The following is a 16164-nucleotide window of genomic DNA, read 5'->3' as shown; positions in this document are numbered from 1 at the left end:
GCTAAAAACTTGATATTTCGTTAACGCACTAACTTAGCGAGCACGGAATACGATGCGACCTTTTGATAAATCGTATGGGGTCATTTCTACGGTAACTTTATCGCCGGTTAAAATGCGGATATAGTTTTTACGCATTTTACCTGAAATGTGAGCCACAACTACGTGACCATTTTCAAGCTCAACTCGGAACATTGTATTTGGTAAAGTATCAAGGACCGTCCCTTGCATTTCGATTACGTCTTCTTTCGCCATGTTTAGCGTAACACCTCTTTAATAGTTAAACGATGCAGATTCTGCCCAAAATACACCAATAAGTAAAGCCACAGCAGGCTTTTTTGCAAATTAAATAGCCAACCACTGCTCAGCAACCCTATTTTGGGCAGGTAAGAACTGAGTTTTGTAACGCATTTTTACACATTCATCAATTTGGTAGCCTAAATAGACGAATTCTTTTTCGTAATGCTTGGCAAATTTTATCTGCTCTAGAATCATAATTGTGCCCACACTATAGTGTTCATAATCTGGGTCAAAAAAACTATAAATAGCAGAAATTGCATTGTGCATACAGTCTGTTACAGCCACTGCAACCAATTTATTTTGATCCCATAATTCAATAAAAGTGATCGGCAACCAATGACAAAGTATAAAACTGTCAAACTGACTTTGATCGGGTGGAAACATTGAGCCATCTTGATGGCGTTCGGTAATGTATTTACTGTACAGCTGAAAGTATTCAGGGTGTTGTTGATCTGAATATTTCACACGAAAGGTTTTTTTTGCTTTATTAAGTTTACGCTTTTGCGATTTTGTCGGTAAAAATTCCTGAGCTAATACTCGTACAGACTTACATGCGCTACAAGCAGGGCAGTGTGGGCGGTATATTTGGTCGCCACTACGGCGAAAACCAAGAGCCAGTAATTGTTCAAATTTACTGGGGTTGTAACAACTGTGATCTAAAATCACTAATAATTGTTCTTGGCGGTCAGCTAAGTAGCTGCAATCAAATTGTTGGCTTAATCCTAAACGGGCAGGTAAGTGTTCAGTCATAAATAGCAATAAGCTCCTGAGGTTGCCACATTGATGCCGGAATAATAAATTTTTCTGCTTCTTTAAGCTTAGTTAAAAATTCTGAGCGTGGTAGAACTTTTTCACCTAAAGAGAGTAAATAAGGGTTCTCAAGCTGACAATCTATAAAATGTGCCTGATGGCGTTTTAACCAATTAACCAGTGCCCACATGGCTAATTTTGAGCAATTTGTTTGATGATGAAACATGGATTCGCCACAGAACACGCCTGTTTGCATGAGGCCGTACAAACCCCCAACCAGTTGGTCGTTACGCCAAATCTCAACGCTATGGGCTAAACCATCGATGTGAGCTTGTTTATAGGCATCAAGCATATCGTCAGTGATCCACGTGCCTTCAACATCTATGCGTTGCTGCTGGCATGACTCAATGACTTCATCAAACGCGGTGTTAACGGTGACTTTAACGGGGAATTTACGCAAATGCTTACGCAAACTTTTACTAATGTGAAAATCATCTAGCTCTATGATCCCACGCTCAGTCGGTGACCACCACATAATCGGCTCATAGTCGCTAAACCAAGGAAAGATACCTTGGCTATAGGCGCTTTTTAGTCGCGGTAGTGATAAACAACCACCAATGGCAAGTAAGCCATCGGGCTCATCTAAGGCAAGCTCAGGATGTGGAAAAGTAACGTGTTCTTGAGATAATTGATAAAGTTGTTTTGTCATAACACCGTTTCTTATTACTACGCGGTAAGATAAATTGTAACTTGTTGCTTTAAAATCACAAACAACAAATGAAAAACAATTAGCTTAGCTCCTTGAGAGAAGTTTAAGACATAAAAAAAGCGCGTTTTGAAACGCGCTTTTTTAAACCGTTAACTCAATCGAGTTAGCTAACAACTTTTACTGGTACTGCTTGTCCAGCATTGAATTTAGTTGTCATCTCTTCTTCAACGGGTGTGAATGCAGTTAAGTCGATACCTTCAACCGCCGACTTGTACTCTTCAAGAGTCGGGAAGCGACCAAGAACAGTAGAAAGTACTACTAGTGGTGTAGAACCCAGGAGTGACTCACCTTTCTTCTCAGACGTATCGGCTACTACACGGCCTTGGAAAAGGCGTGTTGACGTTGCGATAACTGTATCACCAGGTTCTGCTTTTTCTTGGTTACCCATACATAAGTTACAACCTGGGCGCTCTAGGTATAAGATGTTCTCATACTTAGTACGTGCTGCTGTTTTAGGATTAGAATCGTCAAATTCAAAACCTGCGTACTTAGCTAGGATATCCCAGTCGCCTTCAGCTTTAAGCTCATCAACAATGTTGTATGTTGGTGGTGCAACAACCAATGGCGCTTTGAAAGAGATAGAACCGTTTTTCTTCTCTAAATTACGTAGCATGTGAGCAATAATTTTCATATCGCCTTTGTGAACCATACACGAACCAACAAAGCCTAAATCAACTGGTTTGTCGTTATAGAATGAAACAGGGCGGATCACATCGTGCGTATAACGCTTAGATACATCATCGTTATTTACATCTGGATCGGCAATCATTGGCTCAACGATTTGGTCTAAATCTACGACAACTTCAGCGTGGTATTTAGCGTTATCATCTGGAGAAAGCGCTGGTTCTTCACCAGATTGGATACCGGCAATACGCTTGTCAGCTAAGTCGATTAGACCTTGTAGCGTTTGTGCTTCGTTTTCCATACCTTTGTTGATCATGATCTGGATGCGTGATTTAGCAAGTTCAATTGACTTGATCAATGTTTCGTCATTCGAAATACAGATTGATGCTTTCGCTTTCATCTCTGCAGTCCAGTCAGTGAAGGTAAACGCTTGGTCAGCCATTAGCGTACCAATGTGTACTTCAATGATACGACCTTGGAAAACGTTTTCGCCACCAAATTGCTTAAGCATTTGCGCTTGAGTTGCATGCACTACATCACGGAAATCCATGTGCTTAGCCATGCTACCCTTGAACGTCACTTTAACAGACTCAGGAATTGGCATTGCAGATTCACCGGTTGCAAGTGCAACTGCAACAGTACCCGAGTCGGCACCAAAGGCAACACCTTTTGACATACGTGTATGCGAGTCACCACCGATGATGATGGCACGGTCGTCGATGGTAATATCGTTCAAGACTTTGTGGATAACATCAGTCATGGCATGGTAAACGCCTTTCGGGTCACGTGCTGTAATAAGACCGAACTTATTCATGAACGCCATTAGCTTTGGAATATTTGCTTGTGCTTTGCTATCCCATACCGACGCTGTATGACAACCAGACTGATATGCACCATCAACAAGTGGTGAAATCGTTGAAGCAGCCATCGCTTCTAATTCTTGTGCTGTCATTGGGCCAGTTGTATCTTGCGAACCAACGATGTTCACTTTAACGCGAACATTTGAGCCTGCGTGAAGTGGGGTATCTGATAGAACACCTACCGCATTACGGTTAAAGATTTTTTCAACCGCTGTTAGGCCTTGGCCTGCATGTGAAATTTCTTTTGAAGGTGCATAGACAAGTGGTGTCTCAATACCCAGTGTTTCAGCAGCAAACGTTTGTAGTTTTTTACCGAATACCACAGCGTAAGAACCGCCAGCTCTCATGAACTCAACTTTTTGAGGTGTGAAAGCAGATGATACATCAACCAGTTCTTTATCACCGTTATAAAGCTTTTTCTCTTTAGTATTGATTGTTAAAACAGTACCAGTAGCAACAGAATACGCTTCTTCAAGAACGGCGTCGCCATTCTCATCGGTCACTGTATTACCATTTTCGTCTACTTTTTTAACCCAGTTTTTAAGGTCAAGACCGATACCGCCCGTTACATCAACAGTGGTCAAAAAGATTGGTGCGATACCATTAGTACCTGCAACAACCGGTGCAATATTGATGAAAGGAACGTAAGGACTTGCTTGTTTACCAGCCCAAAGTGCTACGTTATTTACACCAGACATACGTGATGAGCCTACACCCATAGTGCCTTTTTCAGCAATAAGCATTACTTTAGCGTTAGGGTGTTTCTTTTGAAGCTCAACAATTTCTTGCTGTGCTTCTTCAGTGATCATGCACTTACCATGTAATTCACGATCAGCACGCGAATGTGCTTGGTTACCTGGAGACAGTAAGTCAGTTGAGATATCACCTTCACCAGCAATATAGGTTACTACATCGATTTTTTCTTCGATATCAGGTAGTTTTGTGAAGAATTCAGCTTGTGCGAAACTGTCTAGCAATTCTTTAGCAATCGCACTACCTGCTTCATATGCTGCTTTAATGCGAGCCATATCTGCATCGTATAAGAATACTTGGGTTTTAAGTACTTCAGCAGCCTGTGCTGCGATTGCTGCGTCATCACCAAATGCTAAATCAATAAGCATTTCAATTGATGGGCCGCCTTTCATGTGTGAAAGAAGCTCAAATGCAAACTCAGGAGTGATCTCTGCAACTTGCTCTTCACCCAAAATAATTTCTTTTAAAAACTGTGCTTTTACGCCCGCAGCACTCGTTGTACCTGGTAAGGTATTAAAGATAAAGAAGTGAAGTGAATCTTTACGGTGCTCGTTATTAGTATCTTTAATTTGACTAATTAACTCAGATACTAGTTCAGCGCTATCGATTGGTTTTGGGTTTAATCCAAGTTCCGTTTTACGGGTTTGGATTTCTTCCATATATTGTGTATACAAACTCATAGAAAACTCTCGGTATTTTACTTGATATGAAGTTGAGCATTTTAACTTATTTTGTAGTGTCTAGTAATGCCCAGATGAACAAACCTAATGTGCCCAACTATAATTATAGCTGGTTTTACTTGCTATACTTTGACGATACTCATTGCACGGCTTTAGATCCTATCGCACTTACACCATTAATTGTATATATAAAATGAATCTTCACTATAATTACTGTGAATGTGTATCGTGTTCACAACACTTTATGAAGTGTTTAGTTGATTTTTTATTGTAGGCATAAATTGTAGGCATAAAAAAAGGCCGAATAAATCAGCCTTCAAAATAGAGTCAAAAATTATAAATTATCTAAGAACCGCTCAGCGTCTAATGCAGCCATACAACCAGTACCCGCTGAGGTAATTGCTTGACGGTAAATGTGATCAGACACATCCCCAGCAGCAAAAACACCTGGCACACTTGTTTGGGTTGCATTACCGTTTAAACCAGACTCAACCACTAAGTAGCCGTCTTTCATTTCTAGCTGACCTACAAACATATCGGTATTTGGTTTATGGCCGATAGCAATAAACACGCCAGCTAAATCAAGTTCTTCAGTAGCATCAGAGTTTGCGTCTTTAATGCGAATACCTGTAACGCCCATTTGGTCGCCAAGTACTTCGTCTAGTGTGCGGTTATAATGCAATACTACATTACCGTTCGCAGCTTTTTCAGCTAAACGATCAGCTAAGATTTTTTCACTGCGGAAACTATCGCGACGATGAATAACATGTACTTCATCTGCAATGTTAGATAAATAAAGCGCTTCTTCAACTGCGGTATTACCGCCACCAACAACGGCGACTTTCTGACCTTTATAGAAAAAGCCATCACAGGTTGCACAGGCTGAAACACCACGGCCTTGGAAGTTTGTTTCAGATTCTAGGCCTAAATATTTAGCAGACGCACCAGTGGCGATGATTAATGCATCACAGGTATAAGTGCCTTGATCACCAGTAAGCGTGAACGGGCGCTTTGATACATCTACTTTATTGATGTGATCAAATACAATTTCGGTTTCAAAACGCTCAGCGTGCTCTTTCATACGATCCATTAATGCAGGACCTGTTAAACCATGAGCATCGCCAGGCCAGTTTTCAACTTCAGTTGTTGTTGTAAGTTGACCGCCTTGCTGTATTCCTGTGATCAATACAGGGTTTAGATTTGCACGTGCTGCGTATACAGCCGCAGTGTAACCCGCAGGGCCAGAACCTAAGATTAGTAACTTACAATGTTTTGCTTCACTCATGTTTTTTATCCTAAACGTTTTAATAGCGTATTAATGCGCTCGATTTTAAGAGAAACAAGGGGGAAGTAAATAAAACTGACGATTATTTTTTTCTTCTAAATCGCAAAGCTGTCAAATATTGTGTACTAGAATTGTGAAAAATGACTGTTCTGTATGATATGTGAACTATTAAGTCATTATTAGTCTAACTAGCAGCGTTAATTCATGACCAAGCTCAGTTTTTTTGATATGTTTTAACTAATTTTGATTTGTGACCCTATAAAAGGGTGACCTAAGTGAATAGGCAACTATGTTATTTTGGCAGGAAAAACCCGCGTTCGGGGTGACTTCAAAAGACGTTAACGTCTTAACCAATGCAAAACAGTATCACACACAATTACTGGCTTTAATTGCGAGCGCACAAACACGAATTTATATTACTGCGCTGTATTTACAAGATGATGAAGCTGGGCGTGAAATACTTGAAGCACTCCACCAAGCGTCATTGGCAAAGCCAGAACTTGAAGTGAAAGTGTTGGTTGATTTTCATCGCGCTCAACGTGGCTTAATTGGTGCTGCAAAATCTGACGGTAATGCCAGTTTGTATTGTGAATACCAAGAAAAGTACCAATCGAATGTCAAAATATTTGGCGTACCAGTAAAAGCCAAAGAATTATTTGGTGTATTACACTTAAAAGGCTTCGTAATAGACGATACCTTGCTTTATAGCGGGGCGAGTTTAAATAATGTGTATTTACAATATCAAGATCGTTATCGATTAGATCGCTACTTTCTAGTTAAGCAAGCTTCGCTGTGCGACTCTATTATTCATTTTATAGAACAAGAGTTGTTAAGCTCAGAGGCCGTTCCACGTATTGATACACGACCACTAACCAAGTTTAATGATATTAAGCTGGCGCAAAAGCAGTTAATGCGTTCATTAAAACAAGCTAATTATGCTCATGCAATGGATGACAATACACAGCCACTTGGGGTGAGACTATTTTTAGGTTTGGGTCGTCGTAGTAATGAATTAAACCGACTTATAAAGTCATTGTTTGATGCTACAGAGCAAGAGCTGGTTTTATACACGCCTTATTTTAACTTTCCTGCACCGTTAATGCGCTCCTTACGACGCTTACTTAAGCAAGGCAAACAAGTCACTATTGTTGTTGGTGATAAAACCGCAAATGATTTTTTTCTGCCGCCGAGTGAGCCCTTTAGTAAAATAGGTGCGCTGCCTTATTTGTATGAGACTATTTTGTATAAATTTTTAAAATCGCAAAAACGTCACATCAATAATGGTAATTTAAATGTCTACTTATGGAAGCACGAAAGTAATTCATTTCATTTAAAAGGCATTTGCTCAGATCGAAAGTACCATTTACTAAGTGGTCATAATTTAAATCCACGTGCATGGGGCTTAGATATCGAGAACGGTATTTTGTTAGAAGATCCAGAGCAAAGCCTGATGCCAGCAATTGATAACGAAAGAGCAGAGATTTTACAGCACTGCCGCCGTTTAAATGGCGCTGAAGATTTAGAAACCATGGATGATTACCCGCCAGCGGTTAAAAAATTGTTAGGTCAAGCCAAACGTGTCAAAGTCGACTTTATTATTAAGCGTTTTATTTAAGTAAAGGGTTTGAGCAAATAGGGCGCTCAGAATTAGATGGTCAGGGAAACCCGTTTCCGCTGATACATATGCGTTTAGCAAAAGTAGCTGAGGTTGATTAAATGGAGTTAGTGATTTCAGACTCAATAACGTTAAAGCCATTAGCTATTAGTTTTGCTGAGGAACTTTACTTAGTTATCGTCGAGAGTAGGGAAAATCTGAGTCAATTTTTACCTTGGGTTGATGGCATAATAGATGTTAATACAACCAAGCAGTATATAGCTGAGCGACTACACAGCAATAAAGCTGGCGCTCAGTGGTTTGCGATATATACTCAGGAGCGCTTAAGCGGTGTGTTTGGTATTAAGCACATTGATCCAGACATTAAAGTTGCTGAATGCGGTTACTGGTTAGCTGATTTTGCACGTGGGCAAGCAGTTATGACTCAAGTGCTTGCTAAAATAATACCTTATATAAAAAATACGAGCCACGCAAAAGTGGTAGAGTTTTGCTGTTTAGAGGAAAACTTAGCCAGTATCAAAGTAGTGCAGCGCGCAGGTGCGAAGTTCAAATATTATCACCAAGAGGTATCACATTTTCTGGCTAATAAGCAGCAACGTTTAGGTGTTTATGAAATAAAGCTAACGTGATCAGTATTCGTGGTAAGTAACAAAAAGCGCAATACAATGTATATCGCGCTTTAACTATTGCCCAAATTAGTTAAAACGTCCACTCAACGTGGAACTGTGGTACCGACTCGGTAGTATCAGTGCCTAGCTTGTTATGCCAGTATTGCCACTCAAGGCCAAGGAGCAAGGTATTTTCTTTCATACTAATAGCATGACCTAAATCCCACGTGATAATAGGCTGCGCTAATATCCACGCTTTTACATCTTCGCCAAACTCATTTTCACGCTCAGCAATGTATTCAATGTGGCCTGTGACATTAAATTTTTGCGAACCAATCGAAAACGGGTAACCCCATGCTACATCAAGCATCCAGCTATTTGTTTCAATCGGTGCACCACCACGTGCTACGCCATCGTTATCATCAATATAGGCCGTTACAAGCGTTGATAAAAAGGTAAAACCAGGCGCTTGCCAGTTTATTTTTACACCGGGTAAATACTTTAATACCTTTGAGTCACCGGCTGCGTTAAAACCCGCTGTTAGGCCAATATCCATAATGGCGCCATAAGACATGTCGTTGCCTGAAATTTTTGACAGGCTGAGCGTTGAATACCATTCGCCGTAAAAGTCTTTATCTTGATAACCATCATCAGTGGCGTCATTGATATAATCAATAAAGAAGAAGTTATCCCCATAGTCATAGGCTGATGCATGTTGCAGTGATGCGATCGTGGTGTTTGATTCTTGTCCTGTAAATGGGTTTTTAAAATCACCATTGTTAAGGTGTAAAGCAGTACTGCTCCAGTTAGCCGCTTGGCTAGAGCTACTTGCCAAGCAAATGGCAGCGAGGACGACGGTTTTTTTCAATGTTTTATCTCGAATTTAAAGGTTATATATCCAAAAACGAGATTATAGCAGATACGCTGAAAGTTAGCGTATCTGGCTAAACTAATATTGGCAGTTTATGCCTTATTACGACGCAAACAGATCACTGCAATTGCGGTAAAGGCTAATATAAAACAGTAGTACGAAGAAGTAGACACTTGCCACGGGCTAATTTTAAAGGTCGCCCCCAATAGCAGTGCTTGTGCACCATACGGCAAAGAGCCTTGAGTAACACAGGCAAATATATCCAGTAAGCTGGCAGAGCGCTTACCGCTGATCTCACCATCATCAGCAAGCTTTTTAGCAATTGGGCCGGCAACAATGATAGACACGGTATTATTAGCAATACATAAGTTACTAGTCATTACCAAAGCTGCAATACCCAATTGGTCAGCCACTTTGCGATGCCACTTGGCAATAACTTTTGTGATTGCTTGAATCTTTTGCGCTATGTAATCTAAGCCGCCATTAATGCGAATAAATTCAGATAAGCCGCCAATAAACATCGACAGTAAAAAGATTTCCTGCATATCCGTAAAACCTTTGTAAATGTCTTTTACAAAGCTGGCGCCTTCATAACTGCCGGTAAAGCCCATCAGTGCCGCAAATATTATACCGCTGAACAGCACTACAAATACATTAAATCCCATGACTGCCAGGACTAAAATGAAGGCATAAGGCAGTACCAGTAGAATATCATAGTCTTTAGTTTCAACGGCTTGTGCAGCAGGCGTTAAAAAGAATAATAAACCAATGGTAAGGACAGCTGCAGGCAAGGCAATTTTTAAATTCTCACGAAATTTATCTTTCATTTCACAGCCTTGTGTACGGGTTGCGGCAATTGTGGTGTCGGAAATAATAGATAAGTTATCACCAAACATGGCGCCAGATACAATAGTACCTGCCATTAACGCAGGATCAATACCTGTTTTAATGGAAACCGCATAAGCAATTGGGCCAATTGCACCGATAGTACCCATTGACGTTCCCATGGCGGTGGATACCACTGCGGCAATTAAAAATAAACCCGGTAATAATAATGCTGGTGGAATAAGAGATAAACCGGCATTAACAACCGCATCGACACCGCCAGTAGCACCTGCCACCGCAGAGAAAGCACCTGCAAGCAAGTAAATTAAGCACATGGTAATAATGTTGTTGTGGCCAGCACCTTTTATAAAGGTTTCCACACTGTGGTTAATGGTGTTTTTATTGAGAATAAACGCCAGCATGATCGCCGGTAAAATCGCAACAGGGGCAGGGAGTTGATAAAAGGCGTAATCAACCCCTTGTGATTGCAGGTATAAACCTGCGCCTAAAAATAAGGCAACAAATGTAAGTAGCGGCAGCAAAGATAACTTTGCATTAGTTTTATTAAATGATGGCTGCATCATATTCCTCGTTAGATAACTCATAGACAACTAAACAGCCAAAATATCCCTCTTTTAGCAGCATTTAGTTGTTTGCCTTATCAAAGTGATAAGTAGCTCAACAGCGCCCGCAAGCCAAAGACCAAATCGGCGCAAAAAAGAAGTTTAAATGTATAGATGGCTAAAGTCTATGGGTATCTGTTATTATTATTTTTAATAGGCTTACCTGACTATTACATGAGTTTTAGATAAAATCTAGCCAACATAAAAACAAAGGTTAATTAACTATGAATCGAATTGGCGTATTTGGCGCAAACGGAAGAATGGGCTTGGCGTTAGTTGAAGCCGCACATAAAAATAATCATGCCGAGCTAGGTGCAGCTTATGTACGTAGTAGTTCACCGTTATTAAATATTGCAGTTAATCAATTAAATAGTGCCGCACCTGCCACAATTAATTTTAGTGATGAGCGCAGTGTAACTAATATTGATGTACTGATTGACTTTACCCTTCGGGCAGGCATGCGTGAACATTTAAAAACCGCTGTCGCGCAAAACATCCCAATGGTTATAGGCACAACCGGCTTAGATAGCGATGATATGTTGGCATTACAAACAGCTGCTAAGCAGATCCCAATTGTGTTCGCGCGTAACTACAGCGTGGGCGTGAATTTATTGTTGAATTTAGTGCAAACCGCCGCCACTAAGTTTGGTGATGATCTAGATATTGAAATTTTTGAAGCGCATCATCGCCATAAAATCGATGCACCATCGGGCACTGCCTTAGCGATTGGTGAAGCAATTGCACAGGCAAAAGGCTGGGATCACGATGAAGTGGCGGTGTTTGACCGTAGCAAAATAGAAACAGAAAAATCGCAAAATGAAATCGGTTATTCGGTGCTCAGAGGCGGCGACATAGTTGGTGAACACACTGCATATTTCGCAACTTCTGGCGAAAGGCTTGAATTAACTCATAAAGCAAGCTCTCGAATGACCTTTGCATTAGGCGCAGTAAGAGCTGCAGGCTGGTTGAAAAATAAGCCTGCAGGACTTTATGATATGCAAGATGTGCTTGACTTGAAGTAGTTTTCTTGCATTTTTGGCGCTTTGGTGGTTTTTTTTGCTAATAGCGCTTATTTTTAGTAATTATTGAAATAGGGTTAGACCTAAATACGAAATTACTATAGAATAGCGCCAATTTGCCAAAAATTCATAATTGCGTGTTTCCAATCGCTATAAACGGGTAGTAAAGCAAATGACTTTACTCCCGTTTTTTACTGTTAGGAGGTTAACTTGACTAAATCCGCTCTGTTAGTTCTAGAAGACGGCACAGTGTTTCGCGGTACTGCAATCGGCGCTGACGGCATGTCAGTCGGTGAAGTAGTATTCAATACGTCTATGACTGGTTATCAGGAAATTCTGACCGACCCTTCATACGCGGAACAAATCGTAACTTTGACGTACCCACATATCGGTAATACGGGTACTAACAGCGAAGACGAAGAAGCGAGTCACATTTGGGCGAAAGGCCTTGTGATCCGTGATTTGCCACTGCTAGCAAGTAATTTTCGTAACGAGCAATCGTTAGATGATTACTTAAAACAACGCAATATCTTAGGTATTGCAGATATCGACACTCGTAAGCTTACTCGTATTTTGCGTGATAAAGGCGCTCAAAACGGTTGTATCGTTGCTGGTGATGATATCGATGAAAACAAAGCGCTCGCAGCTGCGCAAGCCTTCCCAGGCTTAAAAGGCATGGATTTAGCAAAAGTAGTCTCAACCAAGGAAAGCTTCCAGTGGAATGAATCAAGCTGGACACTGGGTGAAGGGTTTAAAACCTTAAACGCAGAAGATGAGAAGTTTCATGTTGTTGCCTACGACTTCGGTGTAAAGCGTAATATCTTACGTATGCTTGTAGACCGTGGTTGTAAATTAACCGTTGTACCTGCACAAACCTCGGCAGCCGACGTGTTAGCACTTAATCCAGATGGTATCTTTTTATCAAATGGCCCAGGTGACCCAGAGCCGTGTACATACGCAATTGAAGCAATTAAAACCTTCTTAGAAACAGATACACCAATTTTTGGTATTTGTTTAGGTCACCAATTGTTAGCCCTTGCCTCAGGTGCAAAAACAGTAAAAATGAAGTTTGGTCATCACGGTGGTAACCACCCGGTGAAAGACTTAGACCGCGATGTCGTTATGATCACTGCACAAAACCACGGTTTTGCAGCTGATGAAGCAACCTTACCTGCAAACCTGCGTGCAACGCATAAATCGTTATTCGACGGCACTTTGCAAGGTATTCATCGTACTGATAAGCCAGCGTTTAGCTTCCAAGGTCACCCAGAAGCAAGCCCAGGCCCGCACGATGCTGCGCCATTATTTGACCACTTCATCGACTTGATGCAAGCACGTAACAACTAATTATACCGGAGTAACAATGCCAAAACGTACCGACATAAAAAGCATTCTTATCCTAGGCGCAGGCCCGATTGTTATCGGCCAAGCCTGTGAATTTGACTACTCTGGTGCTCAAGCGTGTAAAGCACTAAGAGAAGAAGGCTATCGAGTTATCTTAGTTAACTCAAACCCAGCAACAATTATGACTGACCCTGAAATGGCAGATGCGACGTACATCGAACCAATTCACTGGGAAGTTGTTGAAAAAATTATTGAAAAAGAAAAGCCAGATGCAGTATTACCAACCATGGGTGGTCAAACGGCATTAAACTGTGCACTTGATTTAGATAAGCATGGTGTATTGGCTAAGCATGGCGTTGAGCTAATTGGTGCAACAGCGGATGCAATCGACAAAGCAGAAAACCGTGAGCGTTTCGATGTTGCAATGAAAAACATCGGCTTAGAATGTCCACGTGCTGAAATCGCACACTCAATGGAAGAAGCCCGCGACACGATGACGCGTATTGGCTTACCATGTATTATTCGTCCATCTTTCACTATGGGCGGCACCGGTGGTGGTGTTGCGTATAACTTAGAAGAGTTCGAAGAGATTTGTGAACGCGGTTTAGACTTATCGCCAACTAGCGAATTATTGATTGATGAATCATTAATTGGCTGGAAAGAATACGAGATGGAAGTTGTTCGCGACAAAAAAGACAACTGTATCATCGTTTGCTCTATTGAAAACTTTGACCCAATGGGCGTGCATACCGGTGACTCAATCACGGTTGCTCCAGCACAAACCCTAACCGATAAAGAATACCAAATCATGCGTAATGCCTCTATGGCAGTATTACGTGAAATTGGTGTTGAAACCGGTGGTTCAAACGTACAGTTTGGTGTAAATCCAGTTGATGGTCGTATGGTTATCATCGAGATGAACCCACGTGTATCACGTTCATCAGCACTTGCGTCAAAAGCGACGGGCTTCCCGATTGCTAAAATCGCAGCAAAGCTTGCTGTAGGTTACACCCTTGATGAGCTACAAAACGATATCACCGGTGGTAAAACACCTGCATCGTTTGAGCCATCAATTGATTACGTTGTAACTAAGATCCCACGCTTTAACTTTGAAAAATTTGCCGGTGCTAATGACCGTCTAACTACGCAAATGAAATCAGTTGGTGAAGTCATGGCGATTGGTCGTAACCAGCAAGAGTCATTACACAAAGCATTACGTGGCCTAGAAGTCGGTGCAACGGGCTTTAACCCGATTGTGGCGCTTGATGACCCGAAAGCGAAAGAAAAAATCATCCGTGAATTGCGCGAGCCTGGTGCTGAGCGTATTTGGTACATTGCAGATGCAATGCGCCATGGTATGAGCGTTGATGATGTATTTGAACTGACTAAGATTGACCCTTGGTACCTTGTTCAAATCGAAGACATTCTTAAAGATGAAGCTAAAATCGCTGAAGTTGGCATGGCTGGTTTAAATGCAGACTTCCTACGTAAGTTAAAGCGTAAAGGGTTTGCAGATCCACGCATCGCTGAAATTGCCGGTGTATCTGAAGCTGAAATTCGTAAAAAGCGTCATCAATTAAACATCGTGCCTGTATACAAGCGCGTTGATACCTGCGCCGCTGAGTTTAGCTCAGACACTGCTTACATGTACTCATCTTACGATGAAGAGTGTGAAGCAATGCCATCTGACAAAGATAAGATCATGGTTATCGGTGGTGGTCCTAACCGTATCGGTCAAGGTATTGAATTTGACTATTGTTGTGTACACGCGGCGCTTGCACTGCGTGAAGACGGTTATGAAACTATCATGGTTAACTGTAACCCTGAGACAGTGTCTACCGATTATGATACCTCAGACCGTTTATACTTCGAACCAATTACCCTTGAAGACGTTCTTGAAATCGTTCGTGTTGAAAAGCCAAAAGGCGTTATCGTGCAATACGGTGGCCAGACGCCACTTAAACTTGCTCGTGCCCTTGAAGCGAATGGTGTGCCAGTCATTGGTACTTCGCCAGATGCAATCGACCGTGCAGAAGACCGTGAACGTTTCCAACAACTTGTTGAACGCCTAGACTTACTACAGCCTGAGAACGCGACAGTAACATCAACTGAAGAAGCCATTGCTAAATCAGCTGAAATCGGTTTCCCACTAGTTGTACGTCCTTCGTATGTATTGGGCGGCCGTGCAATGGAAATTGTGTATGACGAGCAAGACTTACGTCGTTACATGACCGAAGCGGTATCTGCATCAAATGAAGCGCCGGTGTTACTTGACCGTTTCTTAGATAACGCGATTGAAGTTGACGTTGACGCAATTTGCGACGGCGAGCAAGTGATCATCGGTGGTATCATGGAGCACATCGAGCAAGCTGGTGTTCACTCAGGTGATTCAGCCTGTTCGTTACCAGCACACTCGCTATCACAAGAAGTGCAAGACGTTATGCGCAAGCAAGTAACCGATATGGCACTTGAACTTGGCGTAGTTGGTTTGATGAATACTCAGTTTGCTGTTAAAGATGGTAAAGTGTATTTAATCGAAGTAAACCCGCGTGCTGCACGTACTGTACCATTTGTATCAAAAGCAACGGGTGTTGCACTTGCTAAAGTTGCAGCTCGTTGTATGGCGGGTCAATCGCTTGCAAGTCAAGGTATTACTAAAGAAGTAATTCCTCCTTACTACAGCGTAAAAGAAGTCGTACTGCCGTTTGCTAAGTTCCAAGGCGTGGATCCAATCCGTGGCCCTGAAATGCGCTCAACCGGTGAAGTAATGGGTGTGGGCGATACATTCGCTGAAGCCTTTGCAAAAGCACAATTAGGTGCAAGCAACACTTTACCACGCGGTGGCCGCGCGTTACTATCTGTGCGTAATAGCGATAAACCACGTATTGTTGAACTAGCTAAAACCATGACCGATCTTGGTTTTGAATTAGACGCAACAGGTGGTACAGCTGCAGCCCTTGAAGATGCTGGCATCGCGGTACGCCGTGTAAACAAAGTATTCGAAGGTCGCCCGCATATTCTTGATAGAATCAAAAATGGCGAGTATAGCTATATCGTTAATACCACCGAAGGTCGCCAAGCGATCGAAGATTCGAAGGTGTTACGTCGTGGTGCATTGCAACACAAAACTAACTATACGACGACGCTTAATGCGGCGTTTGCTAACTGTACTGCTAACCAAGCAGACGACCGTAGCAAAGTAACGTCAGTTCAAGAATTACACCTAAGATTGAACTAAGGA

12 protein-coding genes are annotated in these 16164 nt (G+C 41.8%); 5 read left to right on the top strand and 7 right to left on the bottom strand.

What is annotated here, in order from left to right:
* Positions 1-33: 33 nt before the first annotated feature.
* The 5 genes from infA to trxB form a co-directional block, all read right to left on the bottom strand.
* Positions 34-252: a translation initiation factor IF-1 gene (infA, locus tag KAN5_RS07145; protein ID WP_002962494.1), complete on the bottom strand. Its 219-nt coding sequence runs from the start codon at positions 250-252 to the stop codon at positions 34-36.
* 90 nt (positions 253-342) lie between these two features.
* Positions 343-1047, bottom strand: coding sequence for an arginyltransferase (locus KAN5_RS07140; RefSeq protein ID WP_016709274.1), 705 nt, complete (start codon positions 1045-1047; stop codon positions 343-345).
* Positions 1040-1756: a leucyl/phenylalanyl-tRNA--protein transferase gene (gene aat, locus KAN5_RS07135; RefSeq protein WP_016709275.1), complete on the bottom strand. Its 717-nt coding sequence runs from the start codon at positions 1754-1756 to the stop codon at positions 1040-1042. Before aat ends, KAN5_RS07140 begins: the two co-directional genes overlap by 8 nt.
* A gap of 163 nt (positions 1757-1919) precedes the next feature.
* The gene (locus KAN5_RS07130; RefSeq protein ID WP_080571543.1) at positions 1920-4733 is read right to left on the bottom strand and encodes a bifunctional aconitate hydratase 2/2-methylisocitrate dehydratase; all 2814 of its coding nucleotides are present in this window, start codon (positions 4731-4733) and stop codon (positions 1920-1922) included.
* A gap of 334 nt (positions 4734-5067) precedes the next feature.
* Positions 5068-6018 carry a thioredoxin-disulfide reductase gene (gene trxB / locus KAN5_RS07125; protein WP_016709277.1) on the bottom strand — a complete coding sequence of 317 codons (951 nt, stop codon included), beginning with the start codon at positions 6016-6018 and terminating at the stop codon, positions 5068-5070.
* Between the two features lie 289 nt (positions 6019-6307).
* On the opposite strand from trxB, the gene pssA reads away from it, so the two are divergent.
* Positions 6308-7633, top strand: a complete 1326-nt coding sequence (gene pssA, locus KAN5_RS07120; RefSeq protein ID WP_016709278.1) for a CDP-diacylglycerol--serine O-phosphatidyltransferase — start codon at positions 6308-6310, stop codon at positions 7631-7633.
* Between the two features lie 101 nt (positions 7634-7734).
* Positions 7735-8262 (top strand): GNAT family N-acetyltransferase, encoded by a 528-nt coding sequence (locus KAN5_RS07115; RefSeq protein ID WP_244390815.1) that lies wholly within the window; start codon positions 7735-7737, stop codon positions 8260-8262.
* Between the two features lie 70 nt (positions 8263-8332).
* On the opposite strand, the gene KAN5_RS07110 is transcribed toward KAN5_RS07115, so the two are convergent.
* Entirely contained in the window at positions 8333-9109 is a 777-nt protein-coding gene (locus tag KAN5_RS07110; protein WP_016709280.1) for a nucleoside-binding outer membrane protein, read from the bottom strand.
* A gap of 95 nt (positions 9110-9204) precedes the next feature.
* Positions 9205-10518: a Na+/H+ antiporter NhaC family protein gene (locus KAN5_RS07105; RefSeq protein WP_016709281.1), complete on the bottom strand. Its 1314-nt coding sequence runs from the start codon at positions 10516-10518 to the stop codon at positions 9205-9207.
* Between the two features lie 266 nt (positions 10519-10784).
* Between KAN5_RS07105 and dapB the strand changes: the two genes are divergently transcribed.
* From dapB to carB, 3 genes are all read left to right on the top strand, one after another.
* Positions 10785-11582, top strand: coding sequence for a 4-hydroxy-tetrahydrodipicolinate reductase (gene dapB / locus KAN5_RS07100; protein ID WP_016709282.1), 798 nt, complete (start codon positions 10785-10787; stop codon positions 11580-11582).
* A 207-nt stretch (positions 11583-11789) separates the two neighbouring features.
* Complete coding sequence (carA, locus tag KAN5_RS07095; protein WP_016709283.1) at positions 11790-12926, top strand: glutamine-hydrolyzing carbamoyl-phosphate synthase small subunit; 1137 nt, start codon at positions 11790-11792, stop codon at positions 12924-12926.
* Between the two features lie 16 nt (positions 12927-12942).
* Positions 12943-16161 carry a carbamoyl-phosphate synthase large subunit gene (gene carB / locus KAN5_RS07090; protein WP_016709284.1) on the top strand — a complete coding sequence of 1073 codons (3219 nt, stop codon included), beginning with the start codon at positions 12943-12945 and terminating at the stop codon, positions 16159-16161.
* Positions 16162-16164: the final 3 nt, after the last annotated feature.

Origin of the sequence: Pseudoalteromonas sp. KAN5, from assembly GCF_022846535.1 — a bacterium.
Taxonomy (GTDB): Bacteria; Pseudomonadota; Gammaproteobacteria; order Enterobacterales; family Alteromonadaceae; genus Pseudoalteromonas; species Pseudoalteromonas haloplanktis.
Note: the sequence above shows the minus strand (reverse complement) of the source record. Positions and strands in the feature narration are given on the sequence as shown.

Coding starts and splice junctions, on each gene's coding strand:
- infA (WP_002962494.1), bottom strand. CDS start 252: ATGGCGAAAGAAGACGTAATCGAAATGCAAGGGACGGTCCTTGATACT.
- KAN5_RS07140 (WP_016709274.1), bottom strand. CDS start 1,047: ATGACTGAACACTTACCTGCCCGTTTAGGATTAAGCCAACAATTTGAT.
- aat (WP_016709275.1), bottom strand. CDS start 1,756: ATGACAAAACAACTTTATCAATTATCTCAAGAACACGTTACTTTTCCA.
- KAN5_RS07130 (WP_080571543.1), bottom strand. CDS start 4,733: ATGAGTTTGTATACACAATATATGGAAGAAATCCAAACCCGTAAAACG.
- trxB (WP_016709277.1), bottom strand. CDS start 6,018: ATGAGTGAAGCAAAACATTGTAAGTTACTAATCTTAGGTTCTGGCCCT.
- pssA (WP_016709278.1), top strand. CDS start 6,308: ATGTTATTTTGGCAGGAAAAACCCGCGTTCGGGGTGACTTCAAAAGAC.
- KAN5_RS07115 (WP_244390815.1), top strand. CDS start 7,735: ATGGAGTTAGTGATTTCAGACTCAATAACGTTAAAGCCATTAGCTATT.
- KAN5_RS07105 (WP_016709281.1), bottom strand. CDS start 10,518: ATGCAGCCATCATTTAATAAAACTAATGCAAAGTTATCTTTGCTGCCG.
- dapB (WP_016709282.1), top strand. CDS start 10,785: ATGAATCGAATTGGCGTATTTGGCGCAAACGGAAGAATGGGCTTGGCG.
- carB (WP_016709284.1), top strand. CDS start 12,943: ATGCCAAAACGTACCGACATAAAAAGCATTCTTATCCTAGGCGCAGGC.